Source organism: Pseudomonas nicosulfuronedens (assembly GCF_005877905.1).
Lineage (GTDB): Bacteria > Pseudomonadota > Gammaproteobacteria > Pseudomonadales > Pseudomonadaceae > Pseudomonas > Pseudomonas nicosulfuronedens.
Genome location: NZ_SWDV01000003.1, coordinates 183,409 through 197,468 on the forward strand (window position 1 = coordinate 183,409; position 14,060 = coordinate 197,468).

The window sequence follows — 14,060 nt, forward strand, 5'->3', positions numbered from 1 at the left end:
CTCGCACCACAACCTCGGAGTTGCCTCATGTCGCCTTTCCAGCCCCTGCGCCTGCCCAACGGCGGCGAAGTCCCCAACCGCATCGCCAAGGCCGCCATGGAAGAGAACATGGCCGACGCCGACCAGGCGCCCTCAGCCGCGTTGCTGCGCCTCTACCAGGCCTGGGCGGACGGCGGTGTCGGCCTGATCCTCAGCGGCAACGTGATGATCGATGGCCGCGCCATGACCGGCCCCGGCGGGGTAGTGCTGGAAAACGACCGGCATCTTGAGCGCTTCCGTGAATGGGCGCGCATCGGCCGTTCCCGTGGCGCGCAGTTCTGGCTGCAGCTCAACCACCCCGGTCGCCAGGTGCAGACCAATCTCGGCCAGGGCGCCATCGCGCCGTCGGTGGTGCCGCTGGAGATGGGCAAGTTCTCCAAGCTGTTCGCCGTCGCCCGCGAGATGAGCGAAGGCGATATTGCCGAGGTGATCCAGCGCTTCGTCCGCGCCGCCAAGCTGGCGGAGCAGGCCGGCTTCACCGGCGTGCAGATCCACGCGGCGCACGGCTATCTGCTCAGCCAGTTCCTCTCGCCGCTGGCCAACAAACGCCAGGACCGCTGGGGCGGCTCGCTGGAGAACCGCGCGCGGCTGTTGCTGGAGGTCGTCCGCGCGGTGCGCGCCGAAGTGTCCTCAGAGTTTTGCGTGGGGGTGAAGATCAACTCCGCCGATTTCCAGCGCGGCGGCTTCGACGCCAGCGATGCGCGCCAGGTGATCGAGTGGCTGAACGACGAGCAGGTCGACCTGGTCGAGCTGTCCGGCGGCAGCTACGAGGCGCCGGCCATGCAGGGCGACGCCCGTGACGGCCGTACCTTGGCGCGCGAGGCCTACTTCCTCGAATTCGCTCGCGAGATGCGTGACGCGGCGCGCATGCCGCTGATGGTGACCGGGGGCATCCGTCGCCTGCCGGTGGCGGAGCAGGTGCTGGACAGCGGGCTGGAAATGGTTGGAATCGGCACCGCCCTGGCGCTGGAACCGCAGTTGGTCTTGCATTGGCAGCGTGGCAGCCAGAGCCAGCCGGAACTGCCGCCGATCCGCTGGCGCTCCAAGCCGCTGGCGGCGCTGGCCTACATGGCGCTGGTCAAGCTGCAGCTGCACCGCATCGGCGCCCGACGTGCGCCCAACCCGCAGGCTTCGCCGTGGCGCACGCTGGTGATGGAACAGTGGCGTACGCTGCGTCGGGCCAAACAGTACCGCCGCTGGGCGGCGCGGCAGACCAACTGATCAGGTTCGTTGTTCCCGTAGGATGGCGTGGAGCGAAGCGATACCCATCGACTCCTGCCGCATTGGCAGCATGGGTATCGCCTAGGCTCCACCCATCCTACGGGGCTGTAGGAGCGGTCAAGCCTGCTGCCGCGTCGCCGCCAGCACGATCTCGCGGATGCATACGCCCTGCGGCTGGTTGTAGGCGTAACCGATGGCGTTGGCCACGTCCTCGGCGCTGAGCACTTTGCCGCCCATGTCGCGCTTCCAGTCCTGGTAGCCGCTCTTGATCGCCTCGTCCGTGGTGTGGCTGAGCAGTTCGGTCTCCACCGCGCCGGGGGCGATGGTGACGACACGGACGTTATGCGCCGCGACTTCCTCGCGCAGGTTCTCGGAGATGGCGTGCACCGCGAACTTGGTGCCGACGTAGGCCACGTGGTTGGGGAAGGTCTTGCGCCCGGCGACCGAGCTGACGTTGATCACGGTGCCCTGGTTGCGTTCGACCATGCCTTTGAGCACGGCATGCACGCCGTTGAGCAGGCCTTTCACGTTGACGTCGAGCATGCGCTCCCATTCGGCCGGGTCCTGCTCGACCATGTTGCCCAGCAGCATCACACCGGCGTTGTTCACCAGCGCGTCGGCCGGGCCGAAGCGCTTCTCGGCTTCCGCCACGGCGGCGACCAGCGCCTCGCGGTCGGTCACGTCCACGGCGCGGCACAGCGCGTTGGGCAGCTTCAGCGCTTCCAGGCGGTCAATGCGCCGGGCCAGCAACAGCAGCGGGTGACCCTGCTGGGAAAAGAGGCGGGCGGTGGCTTCGCCGATGCCGGAACTGGCGCCGGTGACGATGATCAGTGGCTTGCTCATGGTGGTTCTCCTGAGATCGAAAATCTGGATGCCTGGACGATGCAGTGAAGTATATTTAGGGAGTTATCGCCTGAAAAATGGCTTATTCCTGTGTCTGGTATCGGGATTTCCTATGGATATTCGACAGCTCGCCGCCTTCGTCGCCGTCTTCGAAGAGCGCAACATCACCGCCGCCGCCCAGCGCCTGTTCGTCAGCCAGCCGACGCTGTCCGCCACCGTGCGCCAGTTGGAAGAGAGCCTGGGCACCGAGCTGTTCCTGCGTCAGCCGCGCGGCGTGGATGTCAGCGAGGCGGCGCGCACCTTGTACCCGCGAGCCCGTGCCCTGCTGGCCGAGGCGGAGGGGTTGCGCAACCTGTTCCGCCAGTCGTCGGAGCGGCAGCCGCTGCACCTGGGCGTGGAAGGGGATATCAGTGGCGAGCAGATCGAGCGCTTTGTCAGTCTGGCGCTGCAGGCGATTCCCAACCTGCAACTGCACCTGGAGGAAGGCTGCGTGGGGGAAGCGCGGTTGGCGGCGGAGGAGTTCTGTTGCGAGGACGAACTCTTCGTTCCGGTGTGGGACGACCCCTACGTAGTGGCGTTGCCGCCCGGCGAAGAGGGTGTGCAAGTTGACGCGTGGATCACCTGCCCGTCGCACCCGTCTCATCAGCGACTGATGTCAGCCTATGGCAGCGCGGCGGTGGTGGCGCAGGCCAGCAGCCTGAACCTGGCACTGCGGCTGGTCAGCGCCGGTCTGGGCGCGGCGATTCTTCCCGCTTCGCTGCTGAGCGGTGCTCCGGCTGTCAGGACCGGGGCCTTGCACCTGCCGTTACCGGTGCGCCGCATCGGCCTCTGCCACGCTGCCCAGGCGCTTGAGCAGCCGGCGGTACGAGCACTCTATGACTTCCTTCGAGCCCGCGAGGCGGCCTGACTCAGGCTTGGGTCTTTTGCGCGGCGGGCGAGCTCAGGCTCAGCAGCAGGACCAGCGACGCCGCAAGAATCTGCAGGCTCGCATAGCCGTTGGTGGTGGCGATCAGGCCGTAGCGCTGGATCGCCAGCCCGGCAAGAATCGCCGGCACGCTGAAGGCCAGGTAGCTCAGCACGTAGAAGCTTGCCATCAGCGCGCCACGCTCGTGGGCATGGGCCAGTGGCACCACCGAGCGCAACGCGCCGAGGAAGGCGCCGCCGAAACCCAGGCCAGCGACGGCGGTGCCGAGGAAGAACAGCCAGAGGTTGGCGCTGTCCACGCCGAGCAGGGTGACCAGCAGGCCGAAGATCAGCGCCAGGCCGCCACGACGCAGGATCGCCGGCGCCGGTTGGTTGCGCAGGGCGAAGATCGCCACGGCGCCGCAGAAGCACAGCAGCGACACCAGCCCGCCGCCGATCATCGGGACCTGAAGGCCCGTCACCTGCCGCGCCAGGGTCGGCCCCAGCGACAGGTAGAAACCGCCCAGCGCCCAGAGGCTGGCGTTGAGTGGCGCGACGCTCCAGAACGCCCGGCGCGCTTGCGGGGGAATGCGGATGCGCGGCTTCAGCGAGGCCCAGGCGCCGGGCTGCGGGCTGACACTCTCCGGCAACCAGCGCAGCAGCATCAGTGCCAGCGCGAATACCACCAGCAACCAGACGTAGACGCGGTGCAGCGGGTCGCCGCCGAACTGCACCAGGGCGCTGCTGCCCAGGGCGCCCAGCGCCATGCCGAGCATGGGCGCCACGCTGTTGATCAGCGGGCCGCGCTCGCGGTCGATATCCAGCATGGCGGCGCCCAGCACGGCGGTGGCGATGCCGGTGGCGAAGCCTTGCAGCAGGCGCGCGGCAATCAGCAGTTCCACCGAGTTGGCGTAAAGGAAAACGCTCATCGCCAGCAACTCGATGATCAGCGCCGCACGGATCAGCGGGCGACGGCCGAGGTAGTCCGACAGCGAGCCGAACACCAGCAGTGCCAGCATCAGCCCGCCGGCGTAGATGCTGAACGCCAGCGTCAGCAGGGCGGGGGAAAACTGCCAGGACTCGCGGTACAGCGCATAGAGCGGCGTGGGCGCCGCGGCGGCGGCGAGGAAGGCCATGAGGATGGCCGTCAGCAGCAGCGCCGGGAAAACGCCGAACGCGCTTTTGGGTGTGGTCTGTGCCATGATTCTGCTCGCAAAGGCTAAGATTTTGCTTTTGCGAGATGCTGGACCCGTTTCGGGATAAAAGCAAATTCTTTGCTTTAAGGTGCTTATGGCAATCAATCAGGGTGTTCGACCGGGCGGCCGCAGCGCACGGGTACAGGCGTCTGTGCACAAGGCTGTGCAGGAGTTGCTTGAGGAGCGCGACCGCGCCGAACTGACGGTGCCGCTGATCGCCACACGCGCTGGCGTCACGCCCTCGACGATCTACCGGCGCTGGGGCGATCTCAGCGAACTGCTGGGCGACGTCGCCCTGGAGCGCATCCGTCCGGATGCCGAACCCGCCGACACCGGTAGCCTGCGCGGCGACCTGCTGGCCTGGGGCGAGCAGTACATGGAAGAGACGGCCTCGGTGCCCGGCCGTGCGGTGGTGCTCGACCTGCTGGCGGCCGGCGGCGGCTGCTCGGGGCGCTGCATGGCCATCGCCTGCGGCCAGTTCGACATCATCCTGCTGCGCGCCAGGGAGCGCGGCGAAAAGCTGCCGGAGTTGGACCGCATCGTCGATCGGCTGATGGCGCCGCTGGTCTATCGCATCCTGTTTTCCGGCGAGGAACTGGAAGTGGCCTATGTCGAGCGATTGGTCGATTTGACGCTGGAAGGGTTGTAACGGATTCGTGGGCAAGCTCCGCGCCTGCCATTGACGTATTCGTAGGATGGCGTGGAGCGCAGCGATACCCATCGATCCCGGCACCGGCAGCATGGGTATCGCCTAGGCTCCACCCATCCTGCGTTTCAGTTCGGCGCTCCTACAGGTCAGCGCCGTTGTTTCGAATGGCATCTGCCCACGCTTGCAGAGCTTTGCAAGCCGCATGCGCAATTTCCTCATCGCTACGCCCGGCAAACACCCGCTCCAGCGCATCCGCCGCGATCAGCCCGGCAACGGTCGGCGTGCCTACGGCGTCGGTGAGGTCCAGCCACTCGCCGAAGCTGGCCGGCGTGTCGTACCAGCGCAGGTAACCTGACGGCGACACCGGCCACCAGCGCTCGTCGAATTGCAGCACGACTTTCTCCAGTTGCCCCATGCCCAGGTGGTCGAGCGCAGTCTGCTGCGCGGGTGGCAAAGGCGGATTGAAGTGAATATCGCGCAGCACGCCGACAGGTACGGTGCAGATGCAGAAGTCGGCGACCTCGTCGTCTACGCGAACCGGCGAGTCGGACCAGTCGATGGCGCTCACCGGCCGGTTGAGGCGGATATCCAGCCCGGCGGCGAGCTGCTCGACCAGCTGTGAATACCCCTGCGGCAGGAAACGGTCGCCGGCACCGACGCCTTCTTCGTCCAGCGCAGCGACCGACAGCGATTCCAGCGGCAGGCAGGCTTCCAGGATCAGGTTGGCGTCCAGGGCGAAACGGGTGGCGCGGCGAGTTGGCTCATCGCAATTTTCGAGATAGCGCGTGACACCGTCCGCCAGCGGCAGGCGGCGGTCGATTCCGGCGCGCAAGGCTTCCCAGGCTGCGTCGATGTCCGGCACCGGACCATCCGCCGCCGCGGCCAGGGGCTGGCCGAAATCGGTTTCCCGCAACGGCAGACCGAGGTGCTGGGCGTGGGCGGCCAGCGGGTTGTCGTCGAACTGCTGCAGCCAGGCGGCGCCTTCGTCGACCCGTACCGGCCCCAGGGTGATGCTGTGGACGCGACCACCGACGCGGTCGCGGGCTTCCAGCACCACGCAGTCGATTCCAGCCTCCCGCAGGCGCCGTGCGGCGGCCAGCCCGGCGAAGCCCGCGCCGATCACTACCACTCGGCGGGCGCCGCTTTCAATGGCGACTTCGGCGGCACGCAGGCCATCGTTCCAGGCGCCGTGGGTCATGGCCGGGGCGACGGGATTGCAGGCTTCGCCGGCGAGCATCAGCTTGCCGCCGATGACCTCGCCCAACCGGCGCCGATGCTCCGGCGTGCCGCCGGGCAGCAGGGTGCTGTAGGCGCCACGGCTGAACGGGTCGTCACCCCAGTGGGTGACGTGGAAGACGGTGGGGTGGTGGCGAAGGCTATCCATGGCGGTCTCGCTCGATAAAGAGCGACGACCTTAGCGGGGGTGGGTTCGCCGGCACAAGGTCAGGGGTGGACGCATTTTGTAGGAGCGAGCTTGCTCGCGAATGGAGTCAGCCGGCAGCGACAAGGCCGGGCGATTCGCGAGCAAGCTCGCTCCTACGGGGCCATACCCAGACCCAGACTCAGGCGTGGCTCAGGCGAATGACCTGGCGAGCCACCCAGACGCCGGTGAACAGCACCACGAACAGCCGCAGCGTCTGCATTGCCAGCACCAGGCCGACGTCGGAGTGGGTGTCCACCGCGATGATCGCCATGGCGTCCAGGCCGCCGGGGCTGGTGGCGAGGTAGAGGGAGAGGAAGTCCATCCCGGTGATGGCCGCCAGCGCCCAGGCGAATAGCGCGCAGCTGGCGATCAGCCCGAGTGCGCTGACGATCATGGCCGGCAGGTGGCGGCCAACGTAGGCCAGGCTTTCGCGGTCGAAGCGCAGGCCAATGTAGCAGCCGATGACGCCGTAGGCCGTGGCCAGCAGCCAGTGCGGCAAGGTGATCTGCAGTACACCGGTCAGTTGCAGCACGGCGCCGGCCACCAATGGCACCAGCAGGGGGCCAGCCGGCAACTTCGCGCCGGCGGTGGTGCAGACGAAGATCAGCAGCAGGCAGTTGATCAGGTCGGGGAGGGTGGCGGTGTCGAGGATTGGTGTGCTGTGCACCACCGAGCCGCCGCCTTCGATGCCCAGCAGGCGGCCGACCAGGGCGCCGGCCATGACTACGCAGACCACTCGCACGTACTGCATGGTGGCGACCACGCGCGGGTCGGCGCCGTTGGCTTCGGCCATCGACACCATGGCCGCCGCACCGCCCGGAGCGGTGCCCCAGGCGGCGGTGCTGCCGGGAATGCCGCCGAAGCGCACCATGGCGTAGCTGACGGCGCCGGAGAGCAGCACGGTGAGCACGGTAGCGCTGAGCATCAGCGGCCAGGATGCGACCATTGCCTGCAGCACCGACCAGCTCATGGCGTGGGCGACCAGCAGGCCGATGCAGCCTTGGCTCAAGCGGAAGGCGCTGCGCGGCAGACGGATTTCAGCGCCGCTGACCCCAAAGGCGATACCCACCAGCATGGGCCCGAGGAACAGCGCGGCAGGGATGCCGAGCCAGGTCAGCAGTTGCCCGGCGCCTGCGGCTCCGAGCGCCAGGGCCAACCATTGCAGGCTGACGGGAATGCGGGCGACGGACAGGGCAGGGCGACTGGACACGGACGGCTCCGGGCGGGGAAGACGGGCAAATTATCGGTAGCCGGATCGATCAAGTCTATTTTCTAATAGTCATGAATCCATTCCTGAAATTTATCAGTTGGCTACCATGGACCTGCGCGATCTCGCCTACTTCGAAACCATTGCCGAACTCGGCCACCTGGGCCGCGCCGCCGAGCGCCTGGGGCGTAGCCAACCGGCACTGACCAAGAGCATCCAGCGCCTGGAGGAATCTCTCGGTGCGCGGCTGTTCCAGCGCGATGGCCGACGGATTCGCCTGACACCGGCCGGCGAACTGATGCTCCAGCGTGCCCGGCAGCTACGGCAGGACATCGAGGAAACCCGCCGAGAGGTGCGCGATTTTGCCAGCGGCGTCGTAGGTAATATCCGCCTCGGCTGCGCCGCGACCATGGCCGAGTACCTGTTGCCGCGCCTGACCGAGGACCTGCTGGCGCGGGCGCCGGACGTGACCATGAGCCTGGTGCTGGGGCAGGACGATGTGCTGCGCGAGGCACTGCGCAGCGGGCGGCTGGACATGGCGATCTGCTCGCGGATCGTCGACGATCCGCAACTGAGCAGCGAACCGCTGCTGCAGGACCAGGTGGTGGTGGTAGCCAGTCGCGACCATCCGATCTTCGACGCACCCGTCGCCATGGCCGACCTGTGCCGCTATCGCTGGGTGCTGCCGGCCACCGGGGTGTCGTCGCGGCGCTGGATGGACGCCACCTTCCAGGCTCACCAGTTGCCGATGCCGCAGGTGCAGATCGAGACCAACGCGATCCCGATGCTGCCCAACCTGATCGCCCGTACCCGCCTGCTCAGTTTCATCGCCCGCGAGGCGCTGGCCGGCGGGCACGGCATGGACCAGTTGCGCGAGGTGCAGCTGGCCGAAACGACACTGACGCGGACCATCGGCCTGGCGGTGCGGGAGGGAGCTTATCTGTCGCCCGCTGCACAGTTGCTGCGCGGGATGTTGCGCGAGCATGCGGGGCGGTTCGGGGCGGATCTTTAGGAACCGGGCCCGCGAGTCGCGAGCGGGCCCGATCAACGGCTCATCGTTCGAAGCTGCAGCCGACGCGCCCCAGCCCCTCGATCTCCAGCTCGACTACATCCCCTGGTGCAACTGGCGACATCGGCGCCAGGGCCCCGCACAGCAGGACGTCGCCGGACTTCAGCGGCACGTCCAGGCGCGCCATGCGCTGCGCCAGCCAGAGGCCGATGTCGAGCATCGCCCCGAGGCTCGTCTGGGTCGGCGGGAAGGCCGGTGCGCCATTGCGTAGCAGTTGCACAGCGAGAGCGGCATCTTCCAGTTTTTCCAGCGCCACCGGCTGATCGCCGGTCAGGTAGAGACCCGCGCAGAGGTTGTCGGCGACCGAGTCGAGCAGGCCGATCTGCCAGTTGGCCACGGCGGTGTCGTTGATCTCGATGGCCGCGACCGCTCCGGCGATACAGGCGCGGAACGTGTCCTGGTCGAGCTCTCCCGGCGGCAGGTCGCGGCCGATGAGCAGGGCCAGTTCCGCCTCTATACGCGGTTGCAGCAGGCGTTCGCGGGCGATGCGCGCGCCGGACTGGCAGCGCAGGCCGGCGAGCAACCGGCCGTAAACCGGTTCGCCGACCTTCAGTGCCACCTGCATCGCCGGTGAGATCAGTCCGGCCTTGGCGCCCGCGAGGCGTTCGCCGCCGGCCAGCGCGAGGTCGATGCCCAGCGACTGCACGCGATAGGCATCGTCCAGTCCGGTGAGGCCAAAGTGTGCCGCGGGCGCGGCGATGGGCGTTCGGCTGGCCCGCGCGTCGGTGAGGGCGCGAGCGGCGGCGTGGAGATTGTCCGTGGTCATTGTTGGGCTCCTCAGCGGCTCGGCACTTCGCCGACGACGGTGGTGCGGTACATCTCGCGGCGCATGCCGTGGTAGTCCGACACGGGGTAGTGCCAGGTGCTGCGGTTGTCCCAGATCGCCAGGGTGCCCGCGCTCCAGCGCATGCGGCAGGTGAAGGCCGGCTGGGTGGCGATGCTGAACAGGTAGTCGAGCAGCGGCTGCGATTCGGCCGGGCGCATGCCCTTGATGCCGCTGGTGTAGGCCGGGTTGATGTAGAGGACTTTCTTGCCGGTCTCCGGATGCTTGGTGACCAGCGGGTGCGAGCGCACTTCGCCGTCATGGCTGCCGTAGCGCACTGCCATGTTCTCCATCAGATCGTTGTGCTTGGCCTCGGCGCCGTAGGCGCGTTCGGGGCTGTGGATGGCGTCGAGGGTTTCCAGTTGCGCGCGCAGTTTCGGCGACAGCCATTCGTAGGCCAGCGCCAGGTTGGCGTACAGGGTGTCGCCGCCGAACGGCGGGATGTCCTGGCCGTAGAGCAGGGTGAAGGCGGGCGGGCGCTCCTGGAACGACCAGTCGCTGTGCCAGGCGCCGCCGAACACCACCGGGGTCTTTTCGTTGGCTTCCTTCACCACCCGCACCACGTGCGGATGATCGTCCATGCCGACCACGTAAGGCTCGCGGCCGAATTCGCCGAAGCGCAGGGTCACGGCTTCGAGGGCTTCCACGCTGAGCGACTGGTCGCGAATGAACAGCACCTTGTGCGCCAGCAGCGCCTGGCGCAGCTCGGCGTAGCCGGCTTGGTCCAGCGTGGTCAGGTCGACGTCGCTGACGTCCGCGCCGATGGCGCCGGTGGCCGGGACGATGCGGAAGTGCTTGTACTCGGCGGCGCGGTTCTGGCTCGGCAGCGCGTAGAAGAACTCGAACATGGGGAAGCCTCTTGTGAGTGTTATTGGCACCTGAAGCATGGTCAGCGCCGCCACTTTCTTCCATGATCAAGTCCGCCAAAAATTGACTATCTCCGCCAAGTAGCCGCCCGCGAGGAATCACCGATGGACTGGCGCCAGACCCGCGAGATCACCGGAGTGCAGTACCTGCTCGACAGCGCCTGCGAGGAGGGCATCGGCGTGGACGATTGCCTGGTGGGCAGCGCCATCGCCCTGGCCGACCTGCAGGCGCGTTCCGGGCGTATCCAGGCCTGGCAGGAGCTGGCGGTGATTCGTAACCTGCTGCAACGGGTCAGCCGTCCCGGTCTCGGGTTGGCGACGGGGTGGCGCTATCACCTCACCTCGCTGGGGCTGCTGGGATTCACCATGCTCGCCAGCCGTACCTTGCAGGAGGCCTTCGAAACCTTCGGGCGTTTCCAGAGCCTGGCGCTGACGCTCTGCCCGGTGAGCAGCGAAGCAGAAGCGCGCGGGCTTTGGCTGGTGTACGACGACCGGGTGTTGCCGGAGGATGCCCGCGCCTTCGTGGTGGAGCGCGGCATCGCCGGGTGCTGGCAGCTTTCCGGCGAATTGCTCCAGCGGCCCTTGCGGCCGCTGGCCATCCAATTGCGCAGTGCGGCACCGGGCGACACCTCGCCGTTCCTCGACACTTTCGGCATCGAACCGGAGTTCGATGCGCCGCGCAATGCCATGCTTTTTGCCCTGGAAGACCTGCAGGCGCCGCTGCCGCAAGCGCAGATCAGCGCCCGCGACAGCGGCGAGCAACTCTGCGAAAGCCTGTGTGGAGAGCTGGCGTTGACGCTGGCCGCCACACCCACCGCGCGGCAGGTTCAGCAACTGCTGCTGCGTGACTCCGCCAGCCTGCTCGGTGCCAGCGCGGTGGCCGAGCGGCTGGGCCTTTCCGAGCGCACGCTGCAACGCCGTCTGGCCGAGGAGGGGCAGAACCTCCAGGCGCTCAACGACGGCATCAAGCAGCGCCTCGCCGAACGTCTTCTGCGCGAATCGCGGATGGACCTGCAAGGCATAGCCCAGTGCCTGGGCTATGCCGAGGCGGCGAGTTTTTCCCGCGCTTTCCAGCGCTGGACGGGGCAGTCGCCCAGTCGTTGGAAACGTCAGTCCGGAACCCTCCCGACGCCCTGAAGTCGAACCGCCCGCGATGCCTCTGGAACGGGTGGAAGCCGCGAGATAGAGCCTTCTGGTGTGGCCGATTGCCATCGGTCACGGGCTAATTTCGCGCGCTTCCCATCCGTTGCCCTCAAGAGACGCATCGCCATTTTTCGCGAGGCGCCCGACAAGAAAAGGAGAATCCATGTCCTCAGCAACCTGCCTGCGCGCGTGCCTCGGAAGGCGCGGCGCGATGACCGTCACTGCGCTGCATGGGCGGACTTGAGCCGCCACCCAACCCCTTGCACCGGTGGCCGCGAAAGCGGCAATGCCGCGTGCCCCTGGCCGGGCATCCGGCCGACATCCGAGCATTGAGGGAATCAATGAGCAAGACCTTCCGACTGGCCGCCGTGGCCGGCAGCCTGCTGGCTGCCGGACTGCCCGCGCTGGCCTATGGCGCCGAACTCGAGGCGCAGATCCGCTGGACCCGCTACGGCATTCCGCACATCCAGGCCAGGGACGAACTGGGCCTGGGCTACGGCATCGGTTACGCCTACGCCCGCGACAACGCCTGCCTGCTGGCCGAGGAAGTCCTCACCGCGCGGGGCGAGCGTTCGCGCTATTTCGGCGTGGATGGCAAATCTTCCGCCGGCATCGGCAACCTGCCCTCGGACTTCTTCTACACCTGGCTCAACGACAACGAGTCCCTACGCCGGATGCGCAGCGCCCAGCCGCAGCCGATCCGCGACCTGCTCGATGGCTACGCCGCCGGCTACAACCGCTGGCTGTGGGACACCCAGGCTGCCGGCACGCAGTGCGCAGGCAAGGCCTGGCTGCGCCCGCTGGAGGCCGACGACCTGTTGCGCCTGACCCGCCGCCTGCTGGTGCAGGCCGGCGCCGGGCAGTTCGCCGAGGCGATGATGGCGGCTACACCGCCGGGGCAGGCGACCTCCTCCGTGGTCAAAGACGGCGAGGTGCTCGCCGCCATGGAGCGACGCCAGCGCTTTCACCAGAACCATGGCAGCAACGCTGTCGCCGTGGGCAGTGAGCGTTCCATGGACGGCAACGGCCTGCTGCTGGCCAACCCGCATTTCCCCTGGTTCGGCGCGCTGCGTTTCTACCAGATGCACCTGACCATTCCCGGCCAGCTCGACGTGATGGGCGCATCCTTGCCGGGCATGCCGCTGGTGAACATCGGCTTCAGCAAGGACGTGGCCTGGAGCCACACGGTGGACACTTCCAGCCACTTCACCCTGTACCGCCTTGACCTCGATCCGCAGGACCCGCACAGCTACCGCGTCGACGGCCAGTCGCGTCCGCTGAAGGAGATCACCCTGCGCGTTCGCGTGCTGGAGCCCAATGGCCGAGTGGGCACGCGCAGCCATACGCTGTACGAGTCCGAGTACGGCCCGTTGCTCAGCGTGCCCGGCAAATTCCCCTGGAATGGCAACGAAGCTTTCGCGGTACGCGACGCCAACCTGGGTAACGACCGCGTGCTGCAGCAGTGGTACGCCATTGATCACGCACGCAGCCTGGATGAGCTGCGTGACAGCGTGGAGCGCGTGCAGGGCATCCCGTGGGTCAACACACTGGCCACCGATGCGGCGGGCAAGGTGCTCTATCTCAACCAGTCGGTGGTGCCGTACCTGAGCCAGCAGCAACTGGCCGACTGTGTGCTCCCCGAGTTCCAGAAGCAGGGCCTGCCGGTGCTGCAGGGCGGACGCCGCGCTTGCAACTGGTCGAGCGCACCGGGCGCCCGCCACGCCGGGCTGACCCCGCCGGAGCAGATGCCTTCGCTTACGCGCGAGGACTTCGTGCAGAACTCCAACGACAGCGCCTGGATGAGCAACCCGGCGCAGCCGCTGACCGGGTTCTCGCCGCTGGTGAGCCGCGATTCGGTCCCGGTCAGCGCCCGTGCGCGCTTCGCCCTGGAGCGCTTGAAGGGCGACGGCAAGATCGGCCCGGACGACCTGCAGAAGATGGTCACCGACAACCGCGTCCACGTGGCCGACATGCTCCTCGACGATCTGTTGCAGTTGTGCAAACCGGCCCCGGCGGGCACCGAGGCGGCCTGCGCCACGCTGGGGTCGTGGGACCGCCACGTCAACCTCGACAGCAACCCGGGCTTCGCCTACTTCCAGGCCTTCGTCGCACGCTTCCTGAAGATCGACGGCGGCTGGCGGCTGCCCTTCGATCCCAAGCTGCCCCTGGCCACGCCCTCGGGTATAGCCCTGGACAAACCTCAGGTGCGCCAGCAGGCGCAGCAAGCCCTGGTCGCCGCCGCGCAGGAGATCGATGGCCGCAAGATTCAGGCGGATGAAAAGTGGGGAGAGCTGCAGCTGACCGGTGATCAGACCAACCCCCTGGGCATCCCCGGTGGCACCGGCAACGAGGGCGTGTACAACGCCATCACCTCGGAGTGGCAGGGCGACCATTACCGCGTGCTCAGCGGCAGCAGCTACATCCAGCTGGTGGACTTCACCGCTGACGGCCCGAAGGCGCGCGGGCTGCTGGCGTTCTCGCAGTCCAGCGAACCCGGCTCGCCGCACCATCGCGACCAGACCGAGCTGTTCGCACGGCAGCAATGGCCGGAGCTGCCGTTCACCGACGAGCAGATCAAGGCCGATCCGGAGCTGAAGGTGATGGAGTTGCGCGAGCGCTAAGGTGAGCTTCCGCAGCGGAGGCTTTTCGTAGGAGCGAGCTTGCTCGCGAACGGTACT

12 protein-coding genes are annotated in these 14,060 nt (G+C 67.5%); 6 read left to right on the plus strand and 6 right to left on the minus strand.

What is annotated here, in order from left to right; translation table 11 throughout:
- Positions 1-27 precede the first annotated feature (27 nt).
- Positions 28-1,260, plus strand: a complete 1,233-nt coding sequence (locus tag FAS41_RS04740) for an NADH:flavin oxidoreductase/NADH oxidase family protein (RefSeq protein ID WP_138520477.1) — start codon at positions 28-30, stop codon at positions 1,258-1,260.
- Positions 1,261-1,377: 117 nt separating this feature from the next.
- Here the strand turns inward: FAS41_RS04740 and FAS41_RS04745 are convergent, their stop codons facing one another.
- Positions 1,378-2,103 carry an SDR family oxidoreductase gene (locus FAS41_RS04745; RefSeq protein ID WP_138520478.1) on the minus strand — a complete coding sequence of 242 codons (726 nt, stop codon included), beginning with the start codon at positions 2,101-2,103 and terminating at the stop codon, positions 1,378-1,380.
- A gap of 112 nt (positions 2,104-2,215) precedes the next feature.
- Here FAS41_RS04745 and FAS41_RS04750 point away from each other — a divergent pair, with 112 nt between their 5' ends.
- Positions 2,216-3,010: a LysR family transcriptional regulator gene (locus FAS41_RS04750; protein ID WP_138520479.1), complete on the plus strand. Its 795-nt coding sequence runs from the start codon at positions 2,216-2,218 to the stop codon at positions 3,008-3,010.
- Position 3,011: 1 nt separating this feature from the next.
- On the opposite strand, the gene FAS41_RS04755 is transcribed toward FAS41_RS04750, so the two are convergent.
- Positions 3,012-4,208 carry an MFS transporter gene (locus FAS41_RS04755; protein WP_138520480.1) on the minus strand — a complete coding sequence of 399 codons (1,197 nt, stop codon included), beginning with the start codon at positions 4,206-4,208 and terminating at the stop codon, positions 3,012-3,014.
- 88 nt (positions 4,209-4,296) lie between these two features.
- On the opposite strand from FAS41_RS04755, the gene FAS41_RS04760 reads away from it, so the two are divergent.
- Positions 4,297-4,851, plus strand: a complete 555-nt coding sequence (locus FAS41_RS04760; RefSeq protein ID WP_138520481.1) for a TetR/AcrR family transcriptional regulator — start codon at positions 4,297-4,299, stop codon at positions 4,849-4,851.
- Positions 4,852-4,990: 139 nt separating this feature from the next.
- Here FAS41_RS04760 and FAS41_RS04765 read toward each other — a convergent pair whose 3' ends face one another.
- Both FAS41_RS04765 and FAS41_RS04770 read right to left on the minus strand, forming a co-directional pair.
- Positions 4,991-6,235 carry a flavin monoamine oxidase family protein gene (locus tag FAS41_RS04765; protein WP_138520482.1) on the minus strand — a complete coding sequence of 415 codons (1,245 nt, stop codon included), beginning with the start codon at positions 6,233-6,235 and terminating at the stop codon, positions 4,991-4,993.
- Positions 6,236-6,413: 178 nt separating this feature from the next.
- Entirely contained in the window at positions 6,414-7,484 is a 1,071-nt protein-coding gene (locus tag FAS41_RS04770) for an AbrB family transcriptional regulator (protein ID WP_138520483.1), read from the minus strand.
- A 106-nt stretch (positions 7,485-7,590) separates the two neighbouring features.
- Between FAS41_RS04770 and FAS41_RS04775 the strand changes: the two genes are divergently transcribed.
- Positions 7,591-8,493, plus strand: a complete 903-nt coding sequence (locus FAS41_RS04775) for a LysR family transcriptional regulator (protein ID WP_138520484.1) — start codon at positions 7,591-7,593, stop codon at positions 8,491-8,493.
- 40 nt (positions 8,494-8,533) lie between these two features.
- Here FAS41_RS04775 and FAS41_RS04780 read toward each other — a convergent pair whose 3' ends face one another.
- On the minus strand, positions 8,534-9,316 hold the full coding sequence (locus FAS41_RS04780) for a 2-keto-4-pentenoate hydratase (protein WP_138520485.1): 783 nt from the start codon (positions 9,314-9,316) through the stop codon (positions 8,534-8,536).
- 11 nt (positions 9,317-9,327) lie between these two features.
- A complete protein-coding gene (locus FAS41_RS04785; protein ID WP_138520486.1) occupies positions 9,328-10,221 on the minus strand; it encodes a TauD/TfdA dioxygenase family protein in 894 nt (297 codons plus the stop codon).
- 123 nt (positions 10,222-10,344) lie between these two features.
- On the opposite strand from FAS41_RS04785, the gene FAS41_RS04790 reads away from it, so the two are divergent.
- Together FAS41_RS04790 and pvdQ are read left to right on the plus strand one after the other, a co-directional pair.
- Complete coding sequence (locus tag FAS41_RS04790) at positions 10,345-11,376, plus strand: AraC family transcriptional regulator (protein WP_138520487.1); 1,032 nt, start codon at positions 10,345-10,347, stop codon at positions 11,374-11,376.
- 347 nt (positions 11,377-11,723) lie between these two features.
- A complete protein-coding gene (pvdQ, locus tag FAS41_RS04795) occupies positions 11,724-14,003 on the plus strand; it encodes a bifunctional acylase PvdQ (protein ID WP_138520488.1) in 2,280 nt (759 codons plus the stop codon).
- Positions 14,004-14,060: the final 57 nt, after the last annotated feature.

What these genes read in the sequence shown, in the direction of transcription:
- FAS41_RS04740 (WP_138520477.1), top strand. Translation starts at nt 28, where the DNA reads ATGTCGCCTTTCCAGCCCCTGCGCCTGCCCAACGGCGGCGAAGTCCCC.
- FAS41_RS04745 (WP_138520478.1), bottom strand. Translation starts at nt 2,103, where the DNA reads ATGAGCAAGCCACTGATCATCGTCACCGGCGCCAGTTCCGGCATCGGC.
- FAS41_RS04750 (WP_138520479.1), top strand. Translation starts at nt 2,216, where the DNA reads ATGGATATTCGACAGCTCGCCGCCTTCGTCGCCGTCTTCGAAGAGCGC.
- FAS41_RS04755 (WP_138520480.1), bottom strand. Translation starts at nt 4,208, where the DNA reads ATGGCACAGACCACACCCAAAAGCGCGTTCGGCGTTTTCCCGGCGCTG.
- FAS41_RS04760 (WP_138520481.1), top strand. Translation starts at nt 4,297, where the DNA reads ATGGCAATCAATCAGGGTGTTCGACCGGGCGGCCGCAGCGCACGGGTA.
- FAS41_RS04765 (WP_138520482.1), bottom strand. Translation starts at nt 6,235, where the DNA reads ATGGATAGCCTTCGCCACCACCCCACCGTCTTCCACGTCACCCACTGG.
- FAS41_RS04775 (WP_138520484.1), top strand. Translation starts at nt 7,591, where the DNA reads ATGGACCTGCGCGATCTCGCCTACTTCGAAACCATTGCCGAACTCGGC.
- FAS41_RS04780 (WP_138520485.1), bottom strand. Translation starts at nt 9,316, where the DNA reads ATGACCACGGACAATCTCCACGCCGCCGCTCGCGCCCTCACCGACGCG.
- FAS41_RS04785 (WP_138520486.1), bottom strand. Translation starts at nt 10,221, where the DNA reads ATGTTCGAGTTCTTCTACGCGCTGCCGAGCCAGAACCGCGCCGCCGAG.
- FAS41_RS04790 (WP_138520487.1), top strand. Translation starts at nt 10,345, where the DNA reads ATGGACTGGCGCCAGACCCGCGAGATCACCGGAGTGCAGTACCTGCTC.
- pvdQ (WP_138520488.1), top strand. Translation starts at nt 11,724, where the DNA reads ATGAGCAAGACCTTCCGACTGGCCGCCGTGGCCGGCAGCCTGCTGGCT.